The following is a 24,692-nucleotide window of genomic DNA, read 5'->3' on the forward strand; positions in this document are numbered from 1 at the left end:
TAAAATAGTAAGAGTGTTGTACAAGGAGGAAGAAAATTGATTGAAATAAAGAATTTAAAAAAAGTATGGGAAGATGATGGTAGCAGCGTTCTAGAAGATATTAATCTGACAATTGAAGATGGTGATATCTATGCTTTGGTTGGTCGAAGTGGAGCGGGAAAGTCGACATTGTTGCGCTGTATTAATGGACTGACTTCCTATCAGGAAGGAAGCCTTGTAGTAAATGGATGTGAGATTAATCAATTAAAAGAGAAAGAATTAAGAGAATTCCGCAGACATGTAGGAATGATATTTCAGCATTTCTCCTTGTTGGAAAGAGAAACGGTATATCAGAATATAGCGCTTCCGATGCAATGCTGGAAATATTCAAAAGAGGAAATTGATAAAAAAGTAAAAGAATTATTAGAATTAGTTGGATTGACGGATAAGATGAATGCAAAGCCTAGAAACTTAAGTGGAGGTCAGAAGCAAAGGGTTGCTATCGCAAGAGCTTTGACGATGGATCCGCAGATTCTCCTTTGTGATGAAGCAACATCAGCATTAGATCCGAAGACAACCAATTCTATACTGGATCTTTTGATGGAAATTAATCAGAAAATTGGAATTACGATTGTTATTGTTACACATCAGATGGAAGTGGTTAGAAAGGCATGCAATAAGGCTTGTATTTTGGAACATGGTAAGATTGCAGATGAAGGAACAGTAAAAGATATATTTATTAAACAGCCGAAGTCACTTCGCAGACTGTTAGGTGAAGAAAAAGTATATTTGCCGAAGACTGGGCATAACCTTCAGATTGCACATATGGTGAATGATCTTCATGACGGAGAATTGTTTGGAAAGATGTCTTCTGATCTAGGATATGTATTTCCAATCCTGAACGGGAAAATCCAAGAATATCAAAATGAAAGTATGGGAATCTTCGTTATCAATGTGGATAATGAGCACTTTGGGAAAGTCACTGAGTATTTAGATAAGAAACAGATTAATTGGCGCGAATTAGAAGTCGTTGATGAGGAAGAGGAGGAAGAGGAATAATGTCATTAAAAAATTTTACATTTGCACAGATTTGTCAGATGATTATTGTCCCGGCATTTTTTGATACTTTGAAAATGCTTTTGATTTCAGGCTTTATATCAACAATTTTAGGGTTTGTATTTGGGGTTATCTTGATTGTGACTGAAAAAGGCGGATTATATGAAAATGTTGTAATCAATAGGATCCTAGATTTTATCGTGAATACAATACGCTCTTTCCCATTTATTATATTGATGGTTTCTATCATTCCATTTACAAGACTGATTGTGGGAAGTTCTATAGGAGATACAGCAGCATTGGTTCCGCTTACCGTTGCATGTACACCATTTATGGCAAGAATTTTTCAAAATAGCTTTAAAGAAGTTGATCCTGCGTTAATTGAAGCAGCACAGTCATTTGGAGCTTCAAAATGGCAGATTGTTATAAAAGTAATGTTAAAAGAATCAGTACCATCTATTATTTCTGGATTGTGTCTTGCGATTATTAATTTGCTTGGAGCAACAGCCATGGCAGGAGCCGTTGGAGCGGGCGGATTAGGAGCAGTGGCGCTTACTTATGGATATCAGAATTTTAATCAGCAGATTATGTATTCGATTTGTGCAATATTAATTGTTCTGGTTGCAATTATACAATATTTTGGTGACTGGATTTATAAAAAGTTAAAATAAAGATAATGGAATAAAAACAGAATAATTCTGTTTTTAGATATATTAATATTTTAGGAGGTAATTATGAAAAAAAGATTATTAAGTGCCATTCTTGTTATAGCTATGGCAGGAGTAATGCTTGCAGGATGCGGAAGCAAAGAGTCTTCAAGTGAAGACACAGCTGCTGAATCTACAGAAAAGAAAGAAGTTGTGAAAATTGGAATTCGTGCTGATATGGTAAATCAGCTGGAAGCTGTAAGAGATGAGATTGAAGCTCTTGGATATACAGTGGAAGAAAGTGTGTTTGATGACAGCATTCAGCCAGATGTAGCACTTGCAGAAGGAAGCCTTGATATGAATTGGTATCAGCATGGCCCTTATCTGGAAAGTTACAATGCAGAAAATGGAACAGATCTTGTTATGATTGAACCAAAAACTTTCTATCCTTTATTTGCAATGTATTCTAATAAATGGGATTCTGTGGAAGAGCTTCCAGATGGAGCAACTATTGGTCTTTGTAATGACGCAACAAATCAGGCACGTGGTCTGAATATGCTTCAAGCGCAAGGATTAATTACATTGGATGATTCTGTTGAAGTTCCTACAATGTACGATGTGAAAGAAAATCCTCATAACTTTAAGTTTATTGAAGCTGAGATGTCTGTGCTTCCACAGTCATTGGGAGATGCTGATGCAATCTGCCTTGCAGCTGGTCATATGGTAAATGCAGGACTTTCTGCAGAAGGATATCTTTGCCAGTCCGATGATAATGATACTTATGCTGTTGGATTTGCTGTAAGAAAAGAAGATAAAGATGCTGAATGGGCAAAAGAGATTGCAGAAGTTGTTCAGTGTGATGACCTGGCTGAGTATTTTAAAACAGAAAAACAGGGAACACAGATTCCATGCTGGGAATAATGAATTTAAATGATGGTAGGAGGAAAGGGGCAGACAGTTATTGGCTGTCCTTTTCGTCTTCCCAGTTAAATACAGGTGTGTTTGCCTGGGAAGGTGAAAAGGAGGAAGGTTGTGGGATTAGCATCGATTACATTATATAAGACATTGGTTATGGTATTTCTCGCATTAGTGGGGGTATTCGGCTATAAAACAGGAATTGTAGATGAAGAGATTAACAAAAAATTGTCGGATCTTGTACTGACACTTTTTACACCGATTCTGTTATTTACATCATTTCAAAAAGATTTTACGAAGGAATTATCATCAGGATTATGTATTTCTGTTTTGCTGTCGGTGATTGCATTTGGAATTATATGGTGTATATGTAAGGCAGTTGTATGCAAACAGGAGAAAAATTATGCAGCAGTGGAACACATTGCGCTTATGTATTCTAACTGCGGGTTTATTGGAATTCCGATGGCACAGGCCATTTTTGGCGAAGATGGAGTTTTTTATATGACAGCATATGTGGCATTGGCAAATTTCCTATTGTGGTCGCATGGAATTATTGTGATGTCTGGGAAAATGAATCTCAGATCAGTGAAAAAGGTATTCACATCACCCACGATTATTGCGATTGTATTGGGCGTAATTTGTTTTGTTATACAGATCAGGATGCCGAAGATTATTGAGGAACCGTTAGAAATGATTGCAAATATGAATACGCCGATGGCTATGATGGTAGCGGGAATTAATATTGCACAGGCAGACTTAAAGCATACATTTCAAAAAAAAAGGTTGTATTGGCTGAGTTTTGTAAAATTAATCATTATGCCGATGTTATTAATTGGACTATTGAAAATGTTTTCGGTGGAAGATACGGTTAAGACGGTTATTGTATTGGCTACTGCCTGCCCAGTGGGAGTGACAGGAAGCCTGTTCGCACTTCGTTACGGAAAAGATGCCATATATGCATCAGAATTATTTGCAATGTCGACGATTATATCAATTGTAACAGTGCCGCTTATGATGCTGTTTTGTGGCGCGTAGGGAGGAATAAAAATGGAATTGATCAAATTAGAAATGACCCCAAAGGAACGTACAATTGCTTATGCACAAGGAGAGGAAGTAGATAGAATCCCGACCTCTCTTAGCGCAAGTGAGACTGTGCCGCCCTTATATGGAATTCCTATTAGTAAATATTATTTTTCGGCAGATTTGATGGTAGAGGTAGAGAGCCGTCTGGCGGAAGATTTCCATGCAGATAATATGGGAATTGGATTAGGACTAAGAACACTGGTAGAGGCATTAGGGACGAAACTAGAGTATCCAAAGCAAAATGTGTCTTATATTTTAGAACCGGCATTAAAAAGCTTTTCAGATGTGGAGAACATGGAGTTGGTGAATGTGGAAAAAGACGGAAGATTCCCCATTATTATTGAAGCGTTTGAACGGCTACAGGAAAGATTCGGATCAGAACGGGTTCTTGGCAGCGGTCTTGCAGGTCCACTTACAACAGCTGCCAGTCTGATTGGAACAGAAACGTTCTTAAAAGCAACAGTGAAAAATAAAGAAGGTGCACATCGACTTCTTCAATATAGCACAGATTGTATTGTGAAGTGCTGCAGAGATATGAATCAGAAACTGGGAATTAAGTTTATGTTATCAGAGCCAATGGCTTCTCGGGATCTTTTAAGTAAAAGACAGTTTAATGAATTCTTTGTGCCTTATCTGAAACAGGCTGTTAAAAGATTGAACGAATTTCAGGGAGCAACGTCTATTCATATTTGTGGACATACAAAAGACCGGTGGCAGGAAGTGGTTGATGCCGGTGTTTCAGGATTCTGGGTAGATAATTGTGAGAGCTTGAAAGAATTGAAAGAGGGTTATGGCAACAGAATTGCTATCAGCGGTAATCTAATGCCGGTAGATGTACTGAGAAATGGGACGGTTAGAGATATTGAAGAACATGTAAAAAAATGTATTGCAGATGCAGGCGATAATCCTTGCGGATATAATCTATGCCCTGGATGTACAACCCCGGTAGGAACGCCGAAAGAGAATATGATTGCATTCATGAATGCGGCAGCAATCTACGGAAGAGGGGCGAAAAAAGGATGTATGCCGAAGGGAATGATAAATAATAGAAATAATCTATAATACCATTGAAATTATCAATTGGGATGAAAAGATATTTTATGCTACCATATGAGTAGTAACATATATAGTGATGCATAGGCATTGAAAAGGGAATCTGGTGAGAGTCCAGAACAGCCCGCTCTACTGTAAGATAGACGATAGCCTTAGTGCCACTCGGAACATCGGGGAAGGTAAGGATTAGAGAGAGAAGTTAAGTCAGGAGACCTGCTATATATGAACGAGCTTATCGGTGGGGAGAAAGCAGTGTGTTTACGCTGCTTTTTCTGCACCGTTTTTCTTTTGCAAAATATGTAATATGAGGTGGAAGATGGAGATTCAGATTGTATCAGGGTTTTTGGGAGCAGGGAAAACAACGTTTTTAAACAAGTATCTTCCCTTACTTGGTGGAAATACCGTTGTGATTGAGAATGAATTTGGGGATGTGGGACTTGATGGAGAATTGATTCAGGGGGATCTTCCAGTAAAAGAATTGTATGCAGGATGTATCTGTTGCAGTCTGGCGCTAGATTTCCAAAAAGGAATCAAAGAACTTGCAGAACAGTTCCATCCGGACCGGATTGTTATTGAACCTTCTGGTGTGGGAAGGCTTACAGATGTTGTAAAGGCCTGTGGCCGGGCAAAAGAAAAGGAAGGAATAGATCTTAGAATTACCAAATTGATTGTAATATTAGATATTACGGAGTTTGAAGATTATATAGATGGTTTCGGTGCGTTTTACCTGGATCAGATTCAAAATGCAGGACTTATATTATTGAGTCATCTGGAACAGGTGTCAAAAGAGGAAAAGAATCGATTGATTTCGGAGATTAGAGAGGTAAATCCCGATGCTGTTATATATGAAGATGACTGGCGTAAGATGGAAGGTGCAGCCTTGTTAGAGCTTTTGGATATGTCAGAAGATTATGAAAATGATCCGGAAGACGATATGGAAGAGATAATGATGTCGCCGGCTTCAGCAGATAAGATATTTTCCAGTATGTCAATAGAAAATGCCAGAGAAATGACTGCTCATGAATTAGAGAAGGCGTTGTATGGATTAAAGGATGAAAAATATGGAAAAGTCCTGCGTGCCAAAGGAATTGTAAAAGCAGGGGGTGGAAGAGTGTTGCATTTTGATTTTACACCATCCATTGTGGAAGTGGCAGATATCTCGGATACCGTCAAAGGGACGAAAGTGGATAAGATTATTATTATAGGATGTAATTTGAATGAAACAGCGATTTGGGAGCTGTTTTCTATATAATGCAAGGAGGAAAGCAAGATGCAGGCAAAGGAAGAGTTGTTGCAGAAATTATCAGACTGTGTGTTTGATATGGAGGATGAGGAAGTTGTAGATGTGGTCAAAGAGTATATTGAATGTGGTTATGACCCACAGGAAGGTATGCTGGAAGGCCTGGTTGATGGAATGAAGAGAGCCAGTGCCATGTATGAAGAAGGAGAATACTTTGTGCCAGAGCTGATTGTATGTTCTGATGCAATGTATGCTGGAATCGAAGAGTTCCAAAAATATCTGCCAGACACAGAAGACACTAGTATTGGTAAAGTGTTAATCGGTGTTGTAGAAGGAGATACTCATGATATTGGAAAGAATCTGGTAAGAATCATGATGGAGACTGGAGGATTCGATGTTCATGATCTGGGACGAGATGTGCCTTTGGATGCATTCGTGGACTATATCAGAGACAATGATGTAGATATCTTGTGCATGTCTTCGTTAATGACTACGACAATGCCGGGCATGGCTACAGTCATTGAGAAGTTAAAAGAAGCAGGACTTCGTGATAAGGTCAAGATTATGGTCGGTGGAGCACCGGTATCTTCGGCGTTCGCAGAACGCATTGGTGCAGACGGATATACCAGAAGTGCAATTGAAGCAGTTGAGTTTGCAAAGAAATTAGTTGGGGCAGCATAAGGAGGAAGAATACTATGATGGGAAAAAGAGAAGCGGTAAAAGCAATTTTGGAAGGAAAAGGTGCCGATAGGATTCCCGTAATTATGAATGCATTTTCACTTCCGGTTGCCCGTTATGGATATACGATGCCTGAGGCTTTGACGAATCCAGAGAAGCTTACAAAATGTATGGTCGGTACCAGACGTGAACTTGGATATGATGGATTATGTGCAGGAGCTTATGGCGGAATTGCACGTATGATGGGAGGACATCTGCCGAACAGCGAGGGAAAGATCGTTGGCGATGGCGATGATGTCGTACATTCCTTAGAGGATATCAAAAAGTTACGTCCATACAAAGCCGAAGATTGTATGGAATTAAAAGGCGTTTTAAAGACGATTGAATTGATGAGAAAAGAAGAGCCGGATGAGCCTATATTTGTAATCGTACATACACCGACGGCGGTAGCATTTACCTTAATGGGAGCAAAACCGGCATTTAAAGCGATGGTAAAGAATCCGGAATTGTTCCGTGCAATTTCTGATTATGTAGAAGATGCAGTCGTTGAGTCCTGTAAAGTACTTACGGATGCCGGGGTTGATTTCCTGTGGTTCCCGACACCGAACTTCGGCGGATATTGCATTTCAAGAAGATCCTATGAAAAATGTATTTCGGAAAGTAATATTCGTGCATTAAAGAGAATCAAAGACGATGGAGCACCAATCGTGCTGCATACTTGTGGATTATATGATGACAGATTTGATCTAGTGTTAAATGAGTCTGGAGATGCTTGGCATATTTCTGATACCAGTACTAAGAAGATCAAAGAAGAATATGGAGATAAGGTAGCATTAATGGGAAGCATCCCTTGTGTCTCTGTTCTTCTGGAAGGAACAGAAGAAGAAGTGTACCAGTTCTCTTATAAAGAATGTATGGATGCTGCAAAGGATGGGCGGTTTATTTTGAGCGGAGACTGCGACGTACCGCCGTCAACGCCGGATGAGAACATGAGGGCAGCAATCAGAGCTGCAAAGGATGCAGAAAAAGTATTGTTCGGATAGGAGAATTATTATGGGAGACATCAAAGATTTTCACTGTACCTATGATAATTCAGTAGGAATCAGTGGAGAAGTAACCGATGGACTTGACCTTACGTTCCCGGATGCATATATGCACTGGGATACAATGGCAAAATTGTCAAAAGCATTGAAGGAGCATGATAATGCTTCTTTCTGTGAACTGCCATTTTGCCATACCGTTGAGGCAGAAGCAATGGGCGGCATCATTAATTATGGAAATGAGACGACCGGACCACGGGCAAAAGAATATATCTGTACTGCAGTAGAAGAACTGCTGGAACTACCGGAAATTGATTTTTCTCAGGGAAGGATCCATGAAGTTCTGCTTGCCTGCAAGGCGCTTCGTGAACAGGGAGAACATGTGGTTCTCCAGGTATCCGGCCCATTTACGATTCTGAATGTTTTGATAGATGCAAAATATGTGTTCAAAGGATGGCGCAAAAAACCGGAGATTATGAAAGAAGTGTTCTGGAAATTCGGTAATCAGATATTAAAATTCATGGAAGAAGCTAAAAAGTATGATGTAGATCTCATCAGTTATGCAGATTCTTCCGGCGGTGTAAATATTCTGGGACCGAAGATGGCAGAACAAGTCGTGGAAGAATTTACTTATGAATTCTTGAAAAAAGCAGAAGCAATTGCGGATGATAAGACCTTGATCTTGTTGTGCCCGAAGACAACATTTGCGCTGCTCGGAATGGATAAGGCAGAGTTGGTTGACCGGAAATTATCCGGGTCGATGTCATATGGAGAGGCTTGCATTGAGATGACTGGTCAGATAAAATTCGCGGGTCAGATGTGTATTAAAAATGTGGGATATCATATGAGTAATGGTATCTTTAAAGAAGTGAAATTGATGTAGAGTAGGTTTAAGGGTGTGAAAGGCTGTCTGGAATCAGGTAAAGAAACGTTCCATTGACAGCCTTTTTGTTATTATCAAATATAGATGCTTTTATTCATGAGAGTTCGTATCGCTGTGACGTTCCCAGAACTGTGCCCATGAAGGAGTCATGACACCTTCGTTTATGCGAATCGGATCTGGATAAGTGATGCCTTTTAGATCTAATTCTACATGGTCGATGATCTCTGGTTCTACAGGAGTATTCACTATAAGACCAGGAATCGGAAAATCGTCAACCGGACGGATTGCGACGTGCTCCAGGCGGAGAATTTCTTCTATTCCAGATATCACTTTCCCGAAGACTGGATAGTGTCCTTTGTGTTCCGGACAAGGACGTAAGGGGAAGAAGAATTCACAGCCTGCCTGACCAAGATCATCATATCCGCCCATGCATACGCATCCGACCTCGGAGTCCAGAGGTGTGAGTTCTGGATGAAGTTCATATTCAAAAGGAATCAGATATTGCCCTTCTTTTTTTCGAAATCCGGTATAACTGATGTCGACCCAGTGTCCGGGAACGATCCGTTCGATTGGGTGGCCGTCAAAGACACCATGGCTGGCAGCATAGATAAAGCTGGATACTGTATTCGGTGCAGTCTCAGGTAAGAGTTCAATGACGATGCGAGATTGGTTTGCCATATATATCGTAGCAGTCGGATTCATAAGTTTATCTCCTTTTTCGTAAATTTTATGGGATTAAGGATTTTCGTCCCTGATATTAATATTATAAAATGTGAAGGTAAATAATGCAAATCAAGACTGTATATTTGCCAATTGCGAATATGTCTAAAATCGGCTAGAATAAAGAAGATTGAAGATACAGATCAATATGAATGAAAAGGCGGAGATGAAATGAGAGCGGTAAAACATAGAGCGGATCAGATGACGCCATTGGAAAGAGCGGAAGCAATCGCAGCCGGAAGAGATTATGACAGAGTTCCCTGTGTTCCTTTTATGGGTGAACTGAAGTGCAGTCTTGCAGGAATTACAGTCTGGGATTTCTGGCATGATCCACAGAAGATGGCAGATGCCGAAGTTATTGCGTTTAACAGATATGGGTATGACCGGATTACGATCGGACCAAATACCAGGGGAATCACGGAAGCGTTGGGAGGGAGATTTGTATATCCGGAAAAGGGACTTCCTTATGCAGATGCGCCTTTTTTGAAGTCATATGATCAATTGGATGATATGAATCCCATAGATGCAAAGAAGAATCCGAGAATCCAGACATTTGCGAAGGAAGCAGATATTCTGCAGAAAGAAGCAGCAGATATTGTGCCGATTGAAGCCAGTATAGGTGGACCATTTACAATTGCATCGAATCTGCGGGGGGTGGAATTGCTTCTTCGTGATTGTCGGAAATGTCCAGAACAGATTGAACGGTTAATGAGAATAATTACCGATAGTCAGAAAAGTTGTATAGACGTGGCTGCCGAATATGGGATGGGAATTGCAATGGCTGATCCAGTTGCCAATCCGGCATTGATCGGACCGAGAATGTATGAGAAATTCATCTATCCGTATACGAAAGAATTAACGGATTATGCGTTGAAAAAGACTGGAAGAAAAGTGTCACTTCACATGTGCGGTTCGACATACAGTATCTGGAAATACCTGCGGCAATATGAGTTAAACGAACTGAGTCTGGATAATATCATTGATCTGGAGAAGGCTGTAGAAGAGTTGGGAGAATATATCCCAATTGCAGGAAATGTTGACCCGGTGGAGATTGTGATGAACGGAAGCAAAAAAGAGATATTCCAGGCAGTAGAGCATTGTGTGAATATTGGAAAGCTTGCGAAGAAAGGATTTCATCTGGCAACAGGATGTGATATCCCGGAGACTACGGCGCCGGAACAGGTGGATTATTTTATGGGAGCGGCAAGAAATCACATATAGATTTTTTGAATAAATAAACCCATTCATTGAGATAATGAATTTGCGTATGCCTGCCCAAAATGCTAGGATTATATTGTACTAACTATACAAGGGAGGATATGTAAATGAAGAAAAAACTAATAAGCGCATTGTTGGTTGTTTCCATGATTGCGACATTATGTGCAGGCTGTGGAAATAACGGCGGAGATTCAAGTAAGTCAGATTCTGCCGAAAAGACTTTGGAAGTATGGGTTCCGCCACTTGATGATGATACTGAGAATAATTGGGGCGGTCTGATGGGAGACTGGGAAGAAGAGAATGGCTGCAAAGTCAACATCACAGTTGTTCCATGGGAAAAATATGAAGAGACTTATACAACTGCTCTAAATGCCGGAGAGGGCCCTGATGTTGGTTATATGTATAACGAGATGTTCCCTACATATATTGATGCAGGTGCTGTAGAAGATATGTCTGATTATGTAACAGATGAAGATAAAGAAGAGTATAAGTATCTGAGTAATGGATATATGATGGACGGACAATATGGATGGCCATTAGTTACAGGTGTTCCGTTTGTGTTATACTATAATGAAGATATTCTTGCAGAATTAGGCGAAAGCGCTCCGGAGACATGGGAAGATTTTGCACGTATCTGTGAGAAGGCAACACAGGATACAGATGGAGATGGAGAGATTGATCAGTTTGGACTGGCTTGCGGTATGAATACCAGCGATGTCGGCGCAATGCAGATCCTAAATGCATATTATTACTGGGCATTGTGGCAGAATGGCGGACAGATTTACAATGATGATCTGAAATCTGTTTCATTTGCAGACGATGCAGGTGTAGAGGCTATGACTTGGCTGAAAGATATGACTCAGTATATGAATCCAGACTTCATGTCTTATTCTTGGGCAGATGCATTCAGCACAATCTTTGGAGAAGGAAAATCTGCTTTTGGTATCTATCGTTCTTCTCAGACAGATGGAACAACATTTGCAGAGACTTATCCGGAACTGAATTGGGATTTTGTAACCTCCCTTAAAAATGTCGATTTTGGTACCTTTGGTGCTACAGATTGTCTGACATTGATGTCTGCTGCTGATGACAAGGACCTTGCAATGGATTTCATCAAGTATGTAACTGGTTCTGATTTTATGGAACAGTATCATGCAAAATGCCCGGGTGCTGCACTTACAGAGAGTGAGCCATATGTTGGTGATGAAAAGATGGCTAAGATCTACAATGAAGATAAAGATAAGTGGCACGGACTTCAGGTTGGTCCATGTGGTGTTGATATCCTGACACAGTTATCTGCTGATTTCCAGGGAATTATGTCTGGTGAATTAACAGTAGAAGACGGACTAAGTGAAGCAGAAGAATATGCGAATGGTCTGCTGGATGAATATTGGGCAGATAAAGAATAATTGACAGAAATGCCCGCTTGAATGCGGGCATTTCTTTTGAAAGGGAACTATGGAGAAAAAGAAAAGAAGTATAAAAAAGATAGAACCATATTGTTATATCTTGCCGATTGCATTAATTTTGATCACATTCGTAATTGGTTCGGTAATAGTATCCATTGTACTTGGATTTACCAAATACAACATTATGAGTGAACCGGTATTTCGTGGATTCGAAAATTATGCGAAATTAATGTCGGACAGCAAATTCATAAAAGCATTGAAGAATACAATTAAGTTAATGGTTATGATTGTACCGTTACAGACGATATTGAGTATTGTGGTGGCAACGTTTCTGGTGGCGAATCGAAAAAAGTTTCTTGGAAAGCTTGCTAATAGTATTATATTTATTCCGGTGCTTTGTTCTAACGCTGTTGTTGGTGTAGTATGGAGAGAATTGTTGAATGGAAAACTTCCAATCATAGAGAAGTTTTTTGGATTATTCGGAATAAAACCTTCGATGTTGCTGGGAGATGCCAAGACGGCATTGACAGTCGTTGCAATGGTGGCGGTGTGGAAGACGTTAGGATATTATGTTGTTATATATTCTTCCGGATTATTAGGAATATCCGACAGCTTTTATGAGGCAGCAAAAGTAGATGGTGCAAGCAAAACGAAGAGCTTTTTCATGATTACGCTCCCTATGCTGAAGCCGACCATCATCATGGGTGTATTTTTATCCATAACCAGTTCCCTGCAGTGCTTTGACTTGATCTTTACATTAACTGGAGGAGGACCAAACAATGCATCGACAACGCTGGTTGTATATGCGTACTCGAAATGCTTTAGTTCGGGTTCGGCAGGATATGCGATGGCGATATCGAATGTTTTGTTTATTGTAATTTTGATTGTGGCATTACTACAGCGTGGTATGATAAAGAGAGAAGCTTCAGAGATATAGCGAGGGAAATATGGAATTAGTAAAAAAAGGATTAAAAAATATAATATCAGACGCACTTTTGATCGTAATTATTATTGTAAGCATATTTCCGTTTGTATATATGTTCATGATGTCTTTTAAATCTACGATCAATGCCTATGATTTTGATTTTTCGCTGGATAAGTTATCATTAATACAGTACCAGAAGATATTCGCAATGAATAACTTTGAAAGGTATATTTTTAACAGTGTGTTTGTAGCGGTTGCCGGAGTGATTCTGACCGTTACAGTATGCTCATTGGCAGGATATGCATTTGCAAAAATGAATTTTAAGGGGAATGATAAGATATTCCTGTTTTTGGTTCTGACGTTAGTTGTTCCGTCAGAAGTTATCATTGTCCCCTTGTTTTTAATTACAAAGGGCCTGGGCTGGTTGAATACGTACAGGGCATTAATCTTGCCGCTTCCTACGGCATTCGGTGTGTTTATCATGCGTCAGGCGATTCTGGATGTCCCGGCTGATTTGATTGATGCTGCAAAGATTGACGGGTGTGGCAATCTGAAGATATTCTTTAAAGTGGTCCTGCCGTTAGTAAAGTCTTCAGTTCTTGCGCTGGCGATTTTTACGTTTGTGGGAGCATGGAACAATTTCCTGTGGCCATTGGTTGCATCTACAAAGCAGGAGATGAAGACTTTGCCGTTGGCATTAAGTATGATGAAGACTCAGTTTAATACAGACGTAGGTCTTACGATGGCATGTGCAGTTGTGAACTTTCTGCCGCCATTTATATTCTATCTGTTTATGCAGAGTAAGTTCAAAGAAGGTATCACTTTAAGTGGTATGAAAGGATAGTAAATGAAACGAGGGGAAAAGAGATGCACAGACAAACAGGAATCAAATATGAAATGAAACTACTTAGTTCTTTAGTGAAGGTCTTTCAGGACGAGACTCCGATATATCGTCCAGAATGCCAGGTGTTAAGTGCGCTTTGGGGTGAGACGGTGTCCTTCCAGGTGGCTTACACAGGAGACTTCTTTATGAGAGAGCGCTTGGAAGTTCAAGTTGTGTCACCAATTGCAGAGCATGTGCGTGTGAGAACTGTAGAGCAGGTCCCGGTCGGACGTGCGACCAATGGAATTGTAGATGATAATTATCTGAAGACAATTTCTGGCTTGTATCCGGATCTCCTAAGAGACCTGAAGGACGGTAAAGCAATCGTATGTTCCAATCAATGGAGAAGTCTCTGGGTAGATGTAGAGGTGACGGAAGAGATAGAAGCCGGAGAATATGAGATAGAAGTTCAGCTTGTAAAAGAAGGAAAAGTAGTATGCTCCGTTGTGCAAAAACTGACGATATATGCTGTCACTCTGCCAAAGCAGACCATTATGCATACAGAATGGATGCATGCCGACTGCCTGGCGGATTATTATCAAGTAGAAGTGTTCTCGGAAGAGCATTGGCAGATTCTGGAGAATTATTTTCATGAGTATGTAAAACGTGGCTGTAACATGATGCTGACGCCCCTTTTTACATCCCCTCTGGATACTGCGATCGGACTTGAGCGTACAACAACTCAGTTGATCGAGGTAGAAGTAAAAGATGGAGAATATTATTTCGGCTTTGATAAGATGAAGCGTTGGATTGATCTGTGCAAGAAGTGTGGAATCGAGTATTTTGAGATGTCACATTTATTCTCCCAGTGGGGAGCAAAGTATGCACCGAAAGTTGTTGCTATGGTAGATGGCAGGGAAGAGAAGATCTTCGGCTGGCATACACCGGCAGTGGGGGAATATACCCGATTCCTGGAGAGTTTTCTGCCACAACTGATCGCGAAGCTTCGGGAATGGGAGATTGCAGATGTGACGTATTTCCATATCTCAGATGAACCTCGAGAAGAAGATCTGGAAAGCTATAAGGCAGCAAAGGAATCTCTTGGAAATATGCTGGATGGATTCTATACATTTGATGCACTGTCCAATTATGAATTCTACCGACATGGATTGATTGATAAGCCAATTCCCGGAAATAACGAGATTGAAGAATTTCTGGAGCATGGGCTTACAGATATGTGGACCTATTATTGCACCGGACAGTTCTATGAAGTCAGCAACCGGTTTATGTCCATGCCGTCTGCAAGGAACCGGATCTATGGCCTGCAGCTTTATAAGTATGATATTATCGGAATCCTGCACTGGGGTTATAACTTCTACAATAGTCAGTTCTCGATTGAACATATCAATCCATATGAAGTGACAGATGCAGATAATGCATTTCCGGCAGGAGATCCATTTCTGGTATATCCTGGCGCAGATGGTTTCCCAGAAGAATCCATCCGTATGATGGTTCATTATGAGGCCCTTACGGATTTACGTGCATTAGAACTGCTGGAATCTCTGACCAGCAAGGAACATGTCATGGAATTGATAGAAGGGGAATTGGCAGAGCCGTTGACCTTTAAGAAATATCCGAAATCAGATATGTATCTGATTACCTTGCGTAACAGGGTAAACCGTGAGATTGCAAAATATACGAGTAAAAAGTAGGAAAGCAGGCGAGATATGTCCGAGATGAAAGTTGTAAAAACAAGTTGTTCTACTTGTGGCAGCTGTTGTGAAGTGGATGCCTATGTTGAAGATGGAAAATTGGTATCCGTAGAAGGTGCACGTAATACTCCCATGCAGTCTGGCGGCATGTGCGCCAAAGGGGCAGCAGCTAAGCAATATGTATATAACAAAGACCGCATCTTATACCCGATGAAGCGTGTAGGGAAAAAAGGAGAGGGAAAGTTCGAACGTATATCCTGGGAGGAAGCGTATGAGATGATTGCCGAGAATCTCCTGCGGCTCCGTAAGGAATCCGGACCAGAATCAGTTGTATTCTATGCAGGATATCCGAAATGGTACCGGCCAGCGTTATTGCGTCTGGCAAATGCATTTGGCTCTCCTAATTATTGCACGGAATCCAGTACCTGCTTCCAGGCAGCAGCCCTTGCATGGCGTTCATTGTACGGGAACGGGATCTGTGGACCGGATATGAAGAATGCGAAGACACTTCTGGTCTGGAGTTCGAATCTATACCATTCTAATACGCCTATGAGTGGGACCTATCAAGGGCTGAAGAAAAGGGGCGTTAAGATTATTGTAGTGGATCCCAGACATTCTGTGACGGCTCATGATGCAGATATTCACCTGCAGCTTATTCCAGGAACGGATGGAGCGTTGGCCCTTTCCATGGCACAAGTCATCCTGGAAGAGGGATTGTATGATAAGGAATTCGTAGAGAATTATGTCTATGGATTTGAAGAATATAGGGAGTATGTACAGAACTTTGTCCCGGAGGAGGCTGAGAAGATTACCGGAGTTCCGGCAGATCAGATTCGTCTGGCGGCAAGAACTTATGCCGGAAATGGTCCGGCAAGCGTAATGTTCTCTGCCTCACCGATCGTACATCATATAAACGGAGTGCAGAACTACCGTGCGGTATTTTCGCTGATTGCGATTACCGGTAATTATGACGTGGAAGGCGGAAACCGGACACAGCCGGGACCCTCTTCTTTGGCAAATGAATTTGGCAGGGTCAGACGTTTCGATGGAATCGAAGCAATCGGGCAGAAGGAGTTCCCTGTGTGGTTCGATCTGTCCTGTGATGAAGCACAGTGTACAAAGCTCGCGGATTACATATTAGAAGAGAAACCGTATCCAATCAAAGCAGTATTTGCGATGGGGCTGAACCATCGGATGTGGCCGCAGCCGGAACATCTTCAGCGGGCGCTCGAGAAGCTGGACTTCTATGTGAATGTGGAATTATTTATGTCAGAGTCTTCGAATGCCGCGGACCTGGTACTTCCGGCATGTACTTCTTACGAGAGAGAAGAAGTGCACGTTGGAAAAGGAGGAAGATTCTATCTTTCGAATCGGGCCATTGAACCAGTCGGCGAAGCGAAAAATGACATTGAGATCATTATAGATCTGTTGAAGAAAATGGGATTAAAGGATGAAGCCCTGGAGAATGGATATGACGCATATATGCAGCATATTCTTGAACCATCCGGCCTTACGCTGGAAGAATTGAAGAATCATCCGCAGGGAATGCAGGGAAAGAATCTGTTCCCGCCAGCGGTGAAGACCTATGAAGCAGCACCTCTTCATACCCCGTCCGGAAAAGTGGGGCTGAAGTCGCTGGTATTGGAGAGATACCGGGAAAGTCATGGCTATGAAGGACTTCCGGTATACCATGATTATCGGGCGGAAACGAAGATAGACAGGAATCAATATCCATTGATTTTAAGCACGGGCAACCGCAAACCACAATTTTTCCATGCAAGAGTCTATCGAATGGCATGGCTTTCGAATATAGAGAAAGCAACACTGGTAGAGATCCATCCTGAGGATGGGGAAAAATATCATATTAAGGACGGAGCAACTGTAAAAGTAGTATCGCCATCTGGAGAGATGGTTGGAATTGCTGCCTATACGATTGCAGGAAAGCCGGGAGTGGTCAATATCTATCATGGCAATCCAAAGGGAGATGCCAATGAATTGATTGGGAAAGATTATCTCGATCCAATATCAGGCTTCCCGGGATACAGAAGTTATTTTTGCAGGATTGAGAGAGTGGAAGAAGAGTCATGAAGATGAGATTGAATCAGGAAAAATGTATTGGCTGCTATGCTTGTTATGTGGCATGTATTGCAGAACATAATCCGCCGGAGGCAGAGGACGCTTATAGTTATAGAACAATTAAGACGAGTGTAAAAGATGGATTGCAGAAGAAAGTCTGCGTGGGATGTATTCAGTGTGGAGCGTGTATGAAAGCCTGTCCTTCTGGTGCAATTTATCGAGAGGAAGAATATGATATTGTACTTGTCGATCAGGAGAAATGTATTGGCTGCAGGACTTGTGAATCTGTCTGCCCGAATCAGGCGATACGATACAATGCACATGGCAAGATGGAAAAATGCGACGGCTGTATCGAGCGGCTTCGGCAGGGAAGAGAGCCGGCTTGCGTCAGGGTATGCTGTGCAAAAGCTCTGACAATAGAATAAAGGCCCCAGGAGTTCCGTAAGCGGAACTCCTTATTATTTACAGAGATGGAGGTGATAAAGATGCAGGCTGATGGGTTGATCCTTGCAGGCGGAAAGAGCAGCAGAATGAATGGAATTCATAAAGGAAATCTCATGTATCGGCAAGAGTCCTTTGTAGACCGTCTGGTTAATGAATTTAAGAAAGAGGCCCGGAATATCTGGATTTCTTATGGGAATCAAGTCCATAAAGAATATAAAGGCTGTAAGATTGTGCTAGACAAGTATATGGGGTGTGGTCCGATAGGGGGTCTTCATGCAGGGCTTCAAAACAGCAGAAATAAGATTATAATGACGGCGCCTTGTGATATGCCATTGATTGAGATGAAACTATATTATTTTCTGGAACAGTTTCTGAAGCCTCAAAGCTTTGGCGTTGTTCCGTTAACAGAAGGAAAGATGCATCCATTAGCAGCTCTTTATCGGAAAGAGGCGGCAAAGATACTGGAACAACAGATTCAGATTGGGAATTATCGTGTAAAAGATGCGGTAAAACGTATGCCCGTCTATTTTGTAGAAGTATCACAATACCCGGATATAAGAAAGATGCTTCTGAATATTAATACACTTGCGGAATATCGAATGTTGACAAGAGGAGAAGAGTATGAATAGATTAAGTTTGCAGCAGGCACAGGAACTTCTGCTTGAGAGAGTGGAGCAGATTAAGGAGACTGAAAAGATCGTCTTGTGGGATGTCACTGGAAGAGTTCTGGCGGAAGATATCACAGCGACGAGGAATCAGCCGCCGTTTCCACGTTCTCCTTTGGATGGCTATGCAGTCCGAAGTGAAGATCTAAAGGAAGCGACCAGAGAGCATCCGGTATATCTTAAAGTGTTGGAAGAAGTGACTGCAGGGCATGTGGCAAGAGAGTATGTGTCAGAGAACACGGCTGTTCGGATTATGACAGGGGCTTTGATTCCAGAGGGAGCAGATTGTATTGTAGGACAGGAAGATACCGATTATGGTGAAGATGTGGTCGCAGTTTATCAGGAAATCCGTCCTTATGAAAATTATTGCATGGAAGGAGAAGACTATAAAGCAGGGCAGAAACTTTTGTCAGAAGGGACGATGCTTGGCGCGGTAGAAGCAGGAGTTCTGGCAAGCCTTGGCATGGAGCAGATACCCGTTTACAGAAAAGTAAAAGTTGCATTGCTTACGACTGGGGATGAGATCCTGCTTCCGGGTGAAGAATTATCTCCTGGGAAAATCTATGATTCCAATCTCTATACTTTGGGAACCCGATTGTTGTCCTGGGGAATGGATGTCACCTGCAGGGAGCGTGTAGGAGATGCCCCCAGACTTGCGGCAAAGAAGATAGAACAGGCAGCAGAGAGAGCGGATATTATCATCACAACAGGTGGAGTATCTGTCGGGAAAAAGGATATTATGCATGAAGTATTGGAAATACTGTCTTGTGAGAAGCTATTCTGGAGAATTGCCATCAAGCCGGGAATGCCGACATTATGTGCGCAGTATCATGGTAAATTATTGATATGCCTGTCTGGAAATCCGTATGGTGCAGCAGCGAATCTCGAACTTCTGGTCCGTCCGGTTCTGGCGAAGATGTCTGGAAGGACTGATCTGCAGCTGAAACGAGTACATGCAGTTGCTGAGAATGAATTTCCAAAGAAAAGTAGCGTGACAAGATATGTACGTGCGCATTATAATAATGGATATGTAAGGATTGCGGACGGATCGAATGCCTCTGGAATCTTAAGTTCCATGTGTGGATGTAATTGTATGATTGAGATTCCGGCAGGAACCGAGCGATTGAATAAAGGAGATCGAGTATGGGTCGTGATGTTATAGAAAAAAGGCCGATGATTATTGCGGTGTGCGGAGTGAAGAACTCTGGGAAGACTACACTGCTTGTGAAGCTGGTGGAAGAGCTGACAAGACGGAAGATCAAGACCGCCGTTATAAAGCATGACGGGCATGATTTCATAAGTGATGTTCCGGGAACAGACAGCTACCGTTTTCATCAGGCCGGTGCCTATGGAACTGCTGTGTTTTCTGATCGTCGGATATCCGTACATAAGGAAGGCTGTGGGGAACAGGAACAAGAATTGATCCGTCAATTTCCAGAAGCCGAAGTAATCTTGATGGAAGGTTTAAAAAACAGCAGCTATCCTAAGATGGAAGTTATTCGAAAAGAGATATCCCATGATCCGGTATCGAATCCAGCAGGGCGCTTTCTGATCGTAACAGATTGGGGGCCGGAGGAATATGCAGAACCAACGGCAGGATTCGAAGAGATTGATCTGATATTAGAAAAGATGATAGATATGGGGGGAAAATATGGAACTGACACATTTTGATAAAAAAGGAAATGCCATTATGGTAGATGTAACGGAGAAGAATGTGACGGATCGAGAGGCGGTCGCAAGTGGAAGAATCAAGGTAAGTCCGGAAGCATATGCAGCGATTGTCAGTGGAACTGCCAAAAAAGGAGACGTATTAGGAGTTGCCAGAGTTGCAGGAATCATGGCAACAAAGCAGACATCGAATCTGATTCCGTTATGCCATGTGCTCCCGATTACAAAGTCCGAGATTGACTTTCATATGCTAAGAGACAGCTATGAGGTGGAGGCTGTCTGTACGGTAAGAGTATCAGGAAAGACAGGGGTTGAGATGGAGGCATTGACAGGAGTCAGTGTGGCGCTTCTGACAATCTATGATATGTGCAAAGCGATTGATAAACGTATGGAAATCGGGGACATTCATCTGTGTAAGAAGACAGGAGGCAAGAGTGGTGACATCCATATCTTATAATAAAGCAGAGGAATGTCTGAGATTAGGAGGAGAGGCATGGGAATCGTAAGAGCGGTCTGCATCAGCGACCGAAGAGGAATGCAAAAAGTAAATGTGGAAACTGCACAGTTTGAAGAGGGATTTGGAATCTGTGGGGATGCCCATGGGGGCAATTGGCATAGACAGGTAAGTCTGCTTTCCGCAGAGAAGATAGATGAATTTAATCAAAGAGGGGCGGATGTAGAATCTGGTGCGTTTGGAGAGAATCTGGTGGTCGAAGGATTTGATTTTAGAGAATTACCGGTAGGAACTACCTTCCAGTGTAATGATGTGATACTGGAGATGACCCAGATTGGAAAGGAATGCCATACGCATTGTCAGATCTATCAGAAGATGGGAGAGTGTATCATGCCGACGCAGGGAGTGTTCGCCCAAGTAATTTGTGGCGGTACCATTTCTGTCGGAGACGAGATGAAGATCATAGAAAGGGCGGATACACGTTACACAGTGGCAGTTGTTACGTTGAGTGATAAGGGTGCGCAGGGAGAGCGTGAGGATACGAGCGGGCCTCTGATCTGTGAGATGGTAGAAGATGCCGGATACCGCGTGGTGGAACGACTGCTTCTTCCAGATGAGCAGAAACAGATTGAGCAGGAATTAATTCGGCTGGCAGATAGAAGACAGGTGAACCTGATATTGACCACCGGAGGGACAGGTTTCTCCGAGAGGGACAGGACACCAGAGGCTACTATGGCAGTGGCGACTAGAAATGCACCTGGAATCGCAGATGCAATCCGTATGTATTCTTTGTCGATTACTGGAAGAGCAATGCTGGGAAGAGGAGCATCCGTCATTCGGAATAAGACGGTGATTGTGAATCTCCCGGGAAGTAAAAAGGCAGTCAGAGAGAGCCTGGAATATATCTTGCCACATCTGAAGCATGGGATACAGATTCTATTGGGCGATACTTCAGATTGTGGAGGGAAGTGAGGAGTAGAGTACAGATGATATATGATCGTATGGTACCAGGGACGTTCTTAGAACGTCCCAATCGTTTTATTGCATATGTAGAGATAGAAGGAAGGAAAGAGACGGTCCATGTGAAGAATACCGGACGCTGTGCGGAGTTACTTCAGACAGGGGTAAGAGTATATTTACAGGAATCAGAGAATCCTGGCCGGAAGACGAAATGGGATCTGATTGCGGTAGAGAAAGGCAGCCGGATGGTCAATATGGATTCCCAGATTCCGAATAAGGTAGTAAAAGAATGGCTGGAAGCAGGTCATTTGTTTGAAAATATTACCAGAATACAGCCGGAGTTTACGTATGGCAATTCTCGGTTCGATTTGTATGTCGAGGCAGATGGAAAACGGATTTTTATAGAAGTAAAGGGCGTGACGCTGGAGCAAGATGGTGTTGTACGCTTTCCGGATGCGCCGAGCGATCGGGCGGTGAAACATGTGGAAGAGTTGAAGGCGGCAGTCAAAGAAGGATACGAAGCTTATGTGTTCTTCGTGATTCAGATGAAGGATGTCCGGTATTTTACTCCGAATATGGACACACATCCGGCGTTTGGAGAGGCGCTTCGAGATGCCGCCAGGGCAGGAGTACATGTGTTGGCATATGACTGTGAGGTCTCCAGTGACCGAATTGCTATTGCAGATAAAGTTCCGGTAGTATTAGAAGATCCTGCGTTATATGAGATGGTATCTCCAATTGTCACATGGTTTCAAAAGAACAAGCGTGATCTTCCCTGGAGAAATCATCCGGATGCTTACCGCGTGTGGGTATCAGAGATTATGCTTCAACAGACGCGGGTTGAGGCAGTAAAGCCTTATTATGAACGCTTTTTAAGAGAACTGCCAACGGTGAAAGATCTGGCTGAAGCAAAAGAAGATCAGTTATTAAAACTCTGGGAAGGACTGGGCTACTATAATCGTGTGAGAAATATGCAGAAGGCTGCACAGCAGATTATGATAGACTATCAGGGACAGTTCCCAGACACCTTTGAAGAGATTCGTTCTCTGAAAGGTATTGGAAATTATACGGCAGGTGCTATCAGTGCATTTGCCTTTGGACTTCCAAAACCCGCAGTAGATGGCAATGTATTGAGAGTCATTTCCCGACTGATGGGCAGCAGAGAAGATATTATGAAGCAAAGCGTGCGAAGTAAGATAGAAGAGAAACTGGAACATGTGATTCCAGAGGGGGCAGCCAGCGATTTTGATCAGGGATTGATTGAACTGGGTGCACTTGTCTGTGTGCCTAATGGGGAACCAAAATGTACCGAGTGCCCAGTCGCACATCTATGTGAGGCAAGAAAACAGGGTATGATAGCGGAGATTCCGGTAAAAAGCAAAGGAAAGGCACGTAAGATGGAAGACAAGACGGTACTTATATTCAAGGACGGAGAAAAGCTTGCCATTCAAAAAAGACCTTCCAAAGGTCTCCTCGCCGGACTCTATGAATTCCCGAACCAAGAAGGTCACCTGACGATGGAGGAAGTGACGGCCTACAGTAAAAAGATTGGTCTTATGCCAGTTCGGATAAAGAAGCTGGAAGATGCAAAGCATATTTTCAGTCATATAGAATGGCATATGTCAGGATATGAGATTATTGTAGATGAGTTAGAGAAAACCAATGAAAAAGCATTTTTATTTATTCATCCAGAAGAGATAGAGAAGAAATATTCCATTCCATCTGCATTTGAAGCATATACCCGTTATGCGGGCATAAAAAAGGATATATAGAAAACAACTATATATAAATGCTGTTATCAATATTTTCGATTTTAGCTTGTTTTGTGGAAGTGGTATGATAATAGTAGTTTTGAGTGATGATTAAGGAGGAAATGTAATGAAAGTTATCAAAGATTTGCCAGAGGTATTTGAAGAATTTGCAGAACAGAGAAAGAATTCTTTTCTGGCAGTAAAGAAGTTAAAAGATCAGGGAGTTCCGGTAGTAGGAGCTTATTGCACGTATTTTCCACAAGAGATTGCAATGGCTATGGGGGCAGCTACTGTAGGCTTATGCTCCACTTCAGATGAGACAATTCCAGATGCAGAGAAGGATCTGCCAAAGAATCTATGTCCATTGATCAAGTCTAGCTATGGATTCGCCAAGACGGATAAATGTCCTTTCTTCCATTTTTCAGATGTTGTAGTCGGAGAGACAACCTGTGACGGCAAGAAGAAGATGTATGAGTATATGTCTGAGTTCAAGGATATATTTATTATGGAGTTGCCGAATACTCAGAGTGAAGAATCATTAAAATTATGGAAGAGTGAGATTATTCGTTTCAAAGAATACTTGGAGAAAAAATTCGATGTTACAATTACGGAGGATGATGTAAGAGAGGCCATTAAAGTCAATAACGAAGTCCGCAGATCTCTGAAGCGACTGTATGAAGTGATGAGACATGATCCGGCTCCAATCACGGGACATGACCTGTTTAAAGTATTGTACGGAAGTGGATTCAAATTTGACAGAAAAGCAATTCCGGCAGAGACAGATGCTTTGGTTGAAAAGATTGAAAAAGAGTATGCAGAAGGAAAGATGCTGGAGAAAAAACCACGTATCGTCATTACAGGATGCCCAATCGGTGGAGCTACAGAAAAGGTCATCCGTGCAGTGGAAGATAATGGCGGTGTCGTTGTTGCTTTTGAGAACTGCAGCGGTGCAAAATCTATTGATAAACTGGTAGACGAAGAGAACCCAGATGTATATGATGCATTGGCAAGACGTTATCTGAATATTGGATGTTCTGTTATGACTCCAAATCCGAACCGTCTGGATCTTCTCGGAAGACTGATTGACGAGTACAAAGCTGACGGCGTTGTGGAGATGACACTTCAGGCTTGTCATACATACAATGTGGAGACCCTGGCAATCCGCAGATTTGTCAATGAAAAGAAGGGAATTCCTTATATCAATGTAGAGACAGACTATTCCCAGGCAGACATTGGTCAGTTGAATACAAGAATTGCAGCATTTATCGAGATGCTCTAAGATATGAAAAATGC

The 24,692-nt window shown here is 42.0% G+C and carries 24 protein-coding genes and 1 riboswitch; of the genes, 23 read left to right on the forward strand and 1 reads right to left on the reverse strand.

What is annotated here, in order from left to right; all coding sequences use genetic code 11:
• Positions 1-36: 36 nt before the first annotated feature.
• The 9 genes from ACQRBH_RS11640 (at position 37) to ACQRBH_RS11680 (ending at position 8,574) form a co-directional block, all read left to right on the forward strand.
• Positions 37-1,038, forward strand: coding sequence for a methionine ABC transporter ATP-binding protein (locus tag ACQRBH_RS11640; RefSeq protein WP_427761820.1), 1,002 nt, complete (start codon positions 37-39; stop codon positions 1,036-1,038).
• Entirely contained in the window at positions 1,038-1,706 is a 669-nt protein-coding gene (locus ACQRBH_RS11645; RefSeq protein ID WP_235233243.1) for a methionine ABC transporter permease, read from the forward strand. The genes ACQRBH_RS11640 and ACQRBH_RS11645 overlap by 1 nt, the downstream gene beginning before the upstream one ends.
• A gap of 63 nt (positions 1,707-1,769) precedes the next feature.
• Positions 1,770-2,603 carry a MetQ/NlpA family ABC transporter substrate-binding protein gene (locus ACQRBH_RS11650; protein WP_235233242.1) on the forward strand — a complete coding sequence of 278 codons (834 nt, stop codon included), beginning with the start codon at positions 1,770-1,772 and terminating at the stop codon, positions 2,601-2,603.
• A gap of 111 nt (positions 2,604-2,714) precedes the next feature.
• Positions 2,715-3,632, forward strand: a complete 918-nt coding sequence (locus ACQRBH_RS11655) for an AEC family transporter (protein WP_427761823.1) — start codon at positions 2,715-2,717, stop codon at positions 3,630-3,632.
• A 12-nt stretch (positions 3,633-3,644) separates the two neighbouring features.
• Positions 3,645-4,742: a uroporphyrinogen decarboxylase family protein gene (locus ACQRBH_RS11660; protein ID WP_427761825.1), complete on the forward strand. Its 1,098-nt coding sequence runs from the start codon at positions 3,645-3,647 to the stop codon at positions 4,740-4,742.
• 48 nt (positions 4,743-4,790) lie between these two features.
• A riboswitch (cobalamin riboswitch) is annotated at positions 4,791-4,968 on the forward strand.
• Between the two features lie 81 nt (positions 4,969-5,049).
• Positions 5,050-5,985 (forward strand): CobW family GTP-binding protein, encoded by a 936-nt coding sequence (locus ACQRBH_RS11665; protein WP_427761826.1) that lies wholly within the window; start codon positions 5,050-5,052, stop codon positions 5,983-5,985.
• A gap of 18 nt (positions 5,986-6,003) precedes the next feature.
• Positions 6,004-6,654 (forward strand): corrinoid protein, encoded by a 651-nt coding sequence (locus ACQRBH_RS11670; protein ID WP_427761827.1) that lies wholly within the window; start codon positions 6,004-6,006, stop codon positions 6,652-6,654.
• Between the two features lie 14 nt (positions 6,655-6,668).
• On the forward strand, positions 6,669-7,694 hold the full coding sequence (locus ACQRBH_RS11675) for a uroporphyrinogen decarboxylase family protein (protein WP_427742641.1): 1,026 nt from the start codon (positions 6,669-6,671) through the stop codon (positions 7,692-7,694).
• 10 nt (positions 7,695-7,704) lie between these two features.
• Positions 7,705-8,574 (forward strand): uroporphyrinogen decarboxylase family protein, encoded by an 870-nt coding sequence (locus tag ACQRBH_RS11680; protein WP_427761829.1) that lies wholly within the window; start codon positions 7,705-7,707, stop codon positions 8,572-8,574.
• Between the two features lie 90 nt (positions 8,575-8,664).
• On the opposite strand, the gene ACQRBH_RS11685 is transcribed toward ACQRBH_RS11680, so the two are convergent.
• Entirely contained in the window at positions 8,665-9,276 is a 612-nt protein-coding gene (locus tag ACQRBH_RS11685) for a peptidylprolyl isomerase (RefSeq protein ID WP_347375755.1), read from the reverse strand.
• Positions 9,277-9,465: 189 nt separating this feature from the next.
• Here ACQRBH_RS11685 and ACQRBH_RS11690 point away from each other — a divergent pair, with 189 nt between their 5' ends.
• From ACQRBH_RS11690 to ACQRBH_RS11755, 14 genes are all read left to right on the forward strand, one after another.
• On the forward strand, positions 9,466-10,515 hold the full coding sequence (locus tag ACQRBH_RS11690; protein WP_427761831.1) for a uroporphyrinogen decarboxylase family protein: 1,050 nt from the start codon (positions 9,466-9,468) through the stop codon (positions 10,513-10,515).
• Between the two features lie 104 nt (positions 10,516-10,619).
• Positions 10,620-11,921 carry an ABC transporter substrate-binding protein gene (locus tag ACQRBH_RS11695; protein ID WP_427761832.1) on the forward strand — a complete coding sequence of 434 codons (1,302 nt, stop codon included), beginning with the start codon at positions 10,620-10,622 and terminating at the stop codon, positions 11,919-11,921.
• A gap of 49 nt (positions 11,922-11,970) precedes the next feature.
• Positions 11,971-12,858, forward strand: coding sequence for a carbohydrate ABC transporter permease (locus ACQRBH_RS11700; protein WP_235233232.1), 888 nt, complete (start codon positions 11,971-11,973; stop codon positions 12,856-12,858).
• 10 nt (positions 12,859-12,868) lie between these two features.
• Complete coding sequence (locus ACQRBH_RS11705) at positions 12,869-13,690, forward strand: carbohydrate ABC transporter permease (protein ID WP_235233231.1); 822 nt, start codon at positions 12,869-12,871, stop codon at positions 13,688-13,690.
• Between the two features lie 23 nt (positions 13,691-13,713).
• Entirely contained in the window at positions 13,714-15,381 is a 1,668-nt protein-coding gene (locus ACQRBH_RS11710; RefSeq protein WP_427761833.1) for a DUF4091 domain-containing protein, read from the forward strand.
• A gap of 15 nt (positions 15,382-15,396) precedes the next feature.
• The gene (locus ACQRBH_RS11715; protein ID WP_427761835.1) at positions 15,397-17,469 is read left to right on the forward strand and encodes a molybdopterin-containing oxidoreductase family protein; all 2,073 of its coding nucleotides are present in this window, start codon (positions 15,397-15,399) and stop codon (positions 17,467-17,469) included.
• Positions 17,466-17,882 carry a 4Fe-4S dicluster domain-containing protein gene (locus ACQRBH_RS11720; protein WP_427761837.1) on the forward strand — a complete coding sequence of 139 codons (417 nt, stop codon included), beginning with the start codon at positions 17,466-17,468 and terminating at the stop codon, positions 17,880-17,882. The genes ACQRBH_RS11715 and ACQRBH_RS11720 overlap by 4 nt, the downstream gene beginning before the upstream one ends.
• A gap of 60 nt (positions 17,883-17,942) precedes the next feature.
• Positions 17,943-18,530, forward strand: a complete 588-nt coding sequence (gene mobA, locus ACQRBH_RS11725) for a molybdenum cofactor guanylyltransferase (protein ID WP_427761838.1) — start codon at positions 17,943-17,945, stop codon at positions 18,528-18,530.
• Positions 18,523-19,728 (forward strand): molybdopterin molybdotransferase MoeA, encoded by a 1,206-nt coding sequence (locus ACQRBH_RS11730; RefSeq protein WP_427761840.1) that lies wholly within the window; start codon positions 18,523-18,525, stop codon positions 19,726-19,728. The genes mobA and ACQRBH_RS11730 overlap by 8 nt, the downstream gene beginning before the upstream one ends.
• Positions 19,710-20,237 carry a molybdopterin-guanine dinucleotide biosynthesis protein B gene (gene mobB / locus ACQRBH_RS11735; RefSeq protein ID WP_427761842.1) on the forward strand — a complete coding sequence of 176 codons (528 nt, stop codon included), beginning with the start codon at positions 19,710-19,712 and terminating at the stop codon, positions 20,235-20,237. Before ACQRBH_RS11730 ends, mobB begins: the two co-directional genes overlap by 19 nt.
• Entirely contained in the window at positions 20,218-20,691 is a 474-nt protein-coding gene (moaC, locus tag ACQRBH_RS11740) for a cyclic pyranopterin monophosphate synthase MoaC (RefSeq protein ID WP_347375763.1), read from the forward strand. Before mobB ends, moaC begins: the two co-directional genes overlap by 20 nt.
• Positions 20,692-20,727: 36 nt before the next feature.
• Positions 20,728-21,660 (forward strand): molybdopterin-binding protein, encoded by a 933-nt coding sequence (locus tag ACQRBH_RS11745; RefSeq protein ID WP_427761843.1) that lies wholly within the window; start codon positions 20,728-20,730, stop codon positions 21,658-21,660.
• A 14-nt stretch (positions 21,661-21,674) separates the two neighbouring features.
• Positions 21,675-23,420 (forward strand): A/G-specific adenine glycosylase, encoded by a 1,746-nt coding sequence (gene mutY, locus ACQRBH_RS11750; RefSeq protein WP_427761844.1) that lies wholly within the window; start codon positions 21,675-21,677, stop codon positions 23,418-23,420.
• Between the two features lie 106 nt (positions 23,421-23,526).
• The gene (locus ACQRBH_RS11755; RefSeq protein WP_427761845.1) at positions 23,527-24,678 is read left to right on the forward strand and encodes a double-cubane-cluster-containing anaerobic reductase; all 1,152 of its coding nucleotides are present in this window, start codon (positions 23,527-23,529) and stop codon (positions 24,676-24,678) included.
• Positions 24,679-24,692 lie beyond the last annotated feature (14 nt).

The organism is Bariatricus sp. SGI.161 (genome assembly GCF_050313695.1).
Lineage (GTDB): Bacteria > Bacillota > Clostridia > Lachnospirales > Lachnospiraceae > JAFBIX01.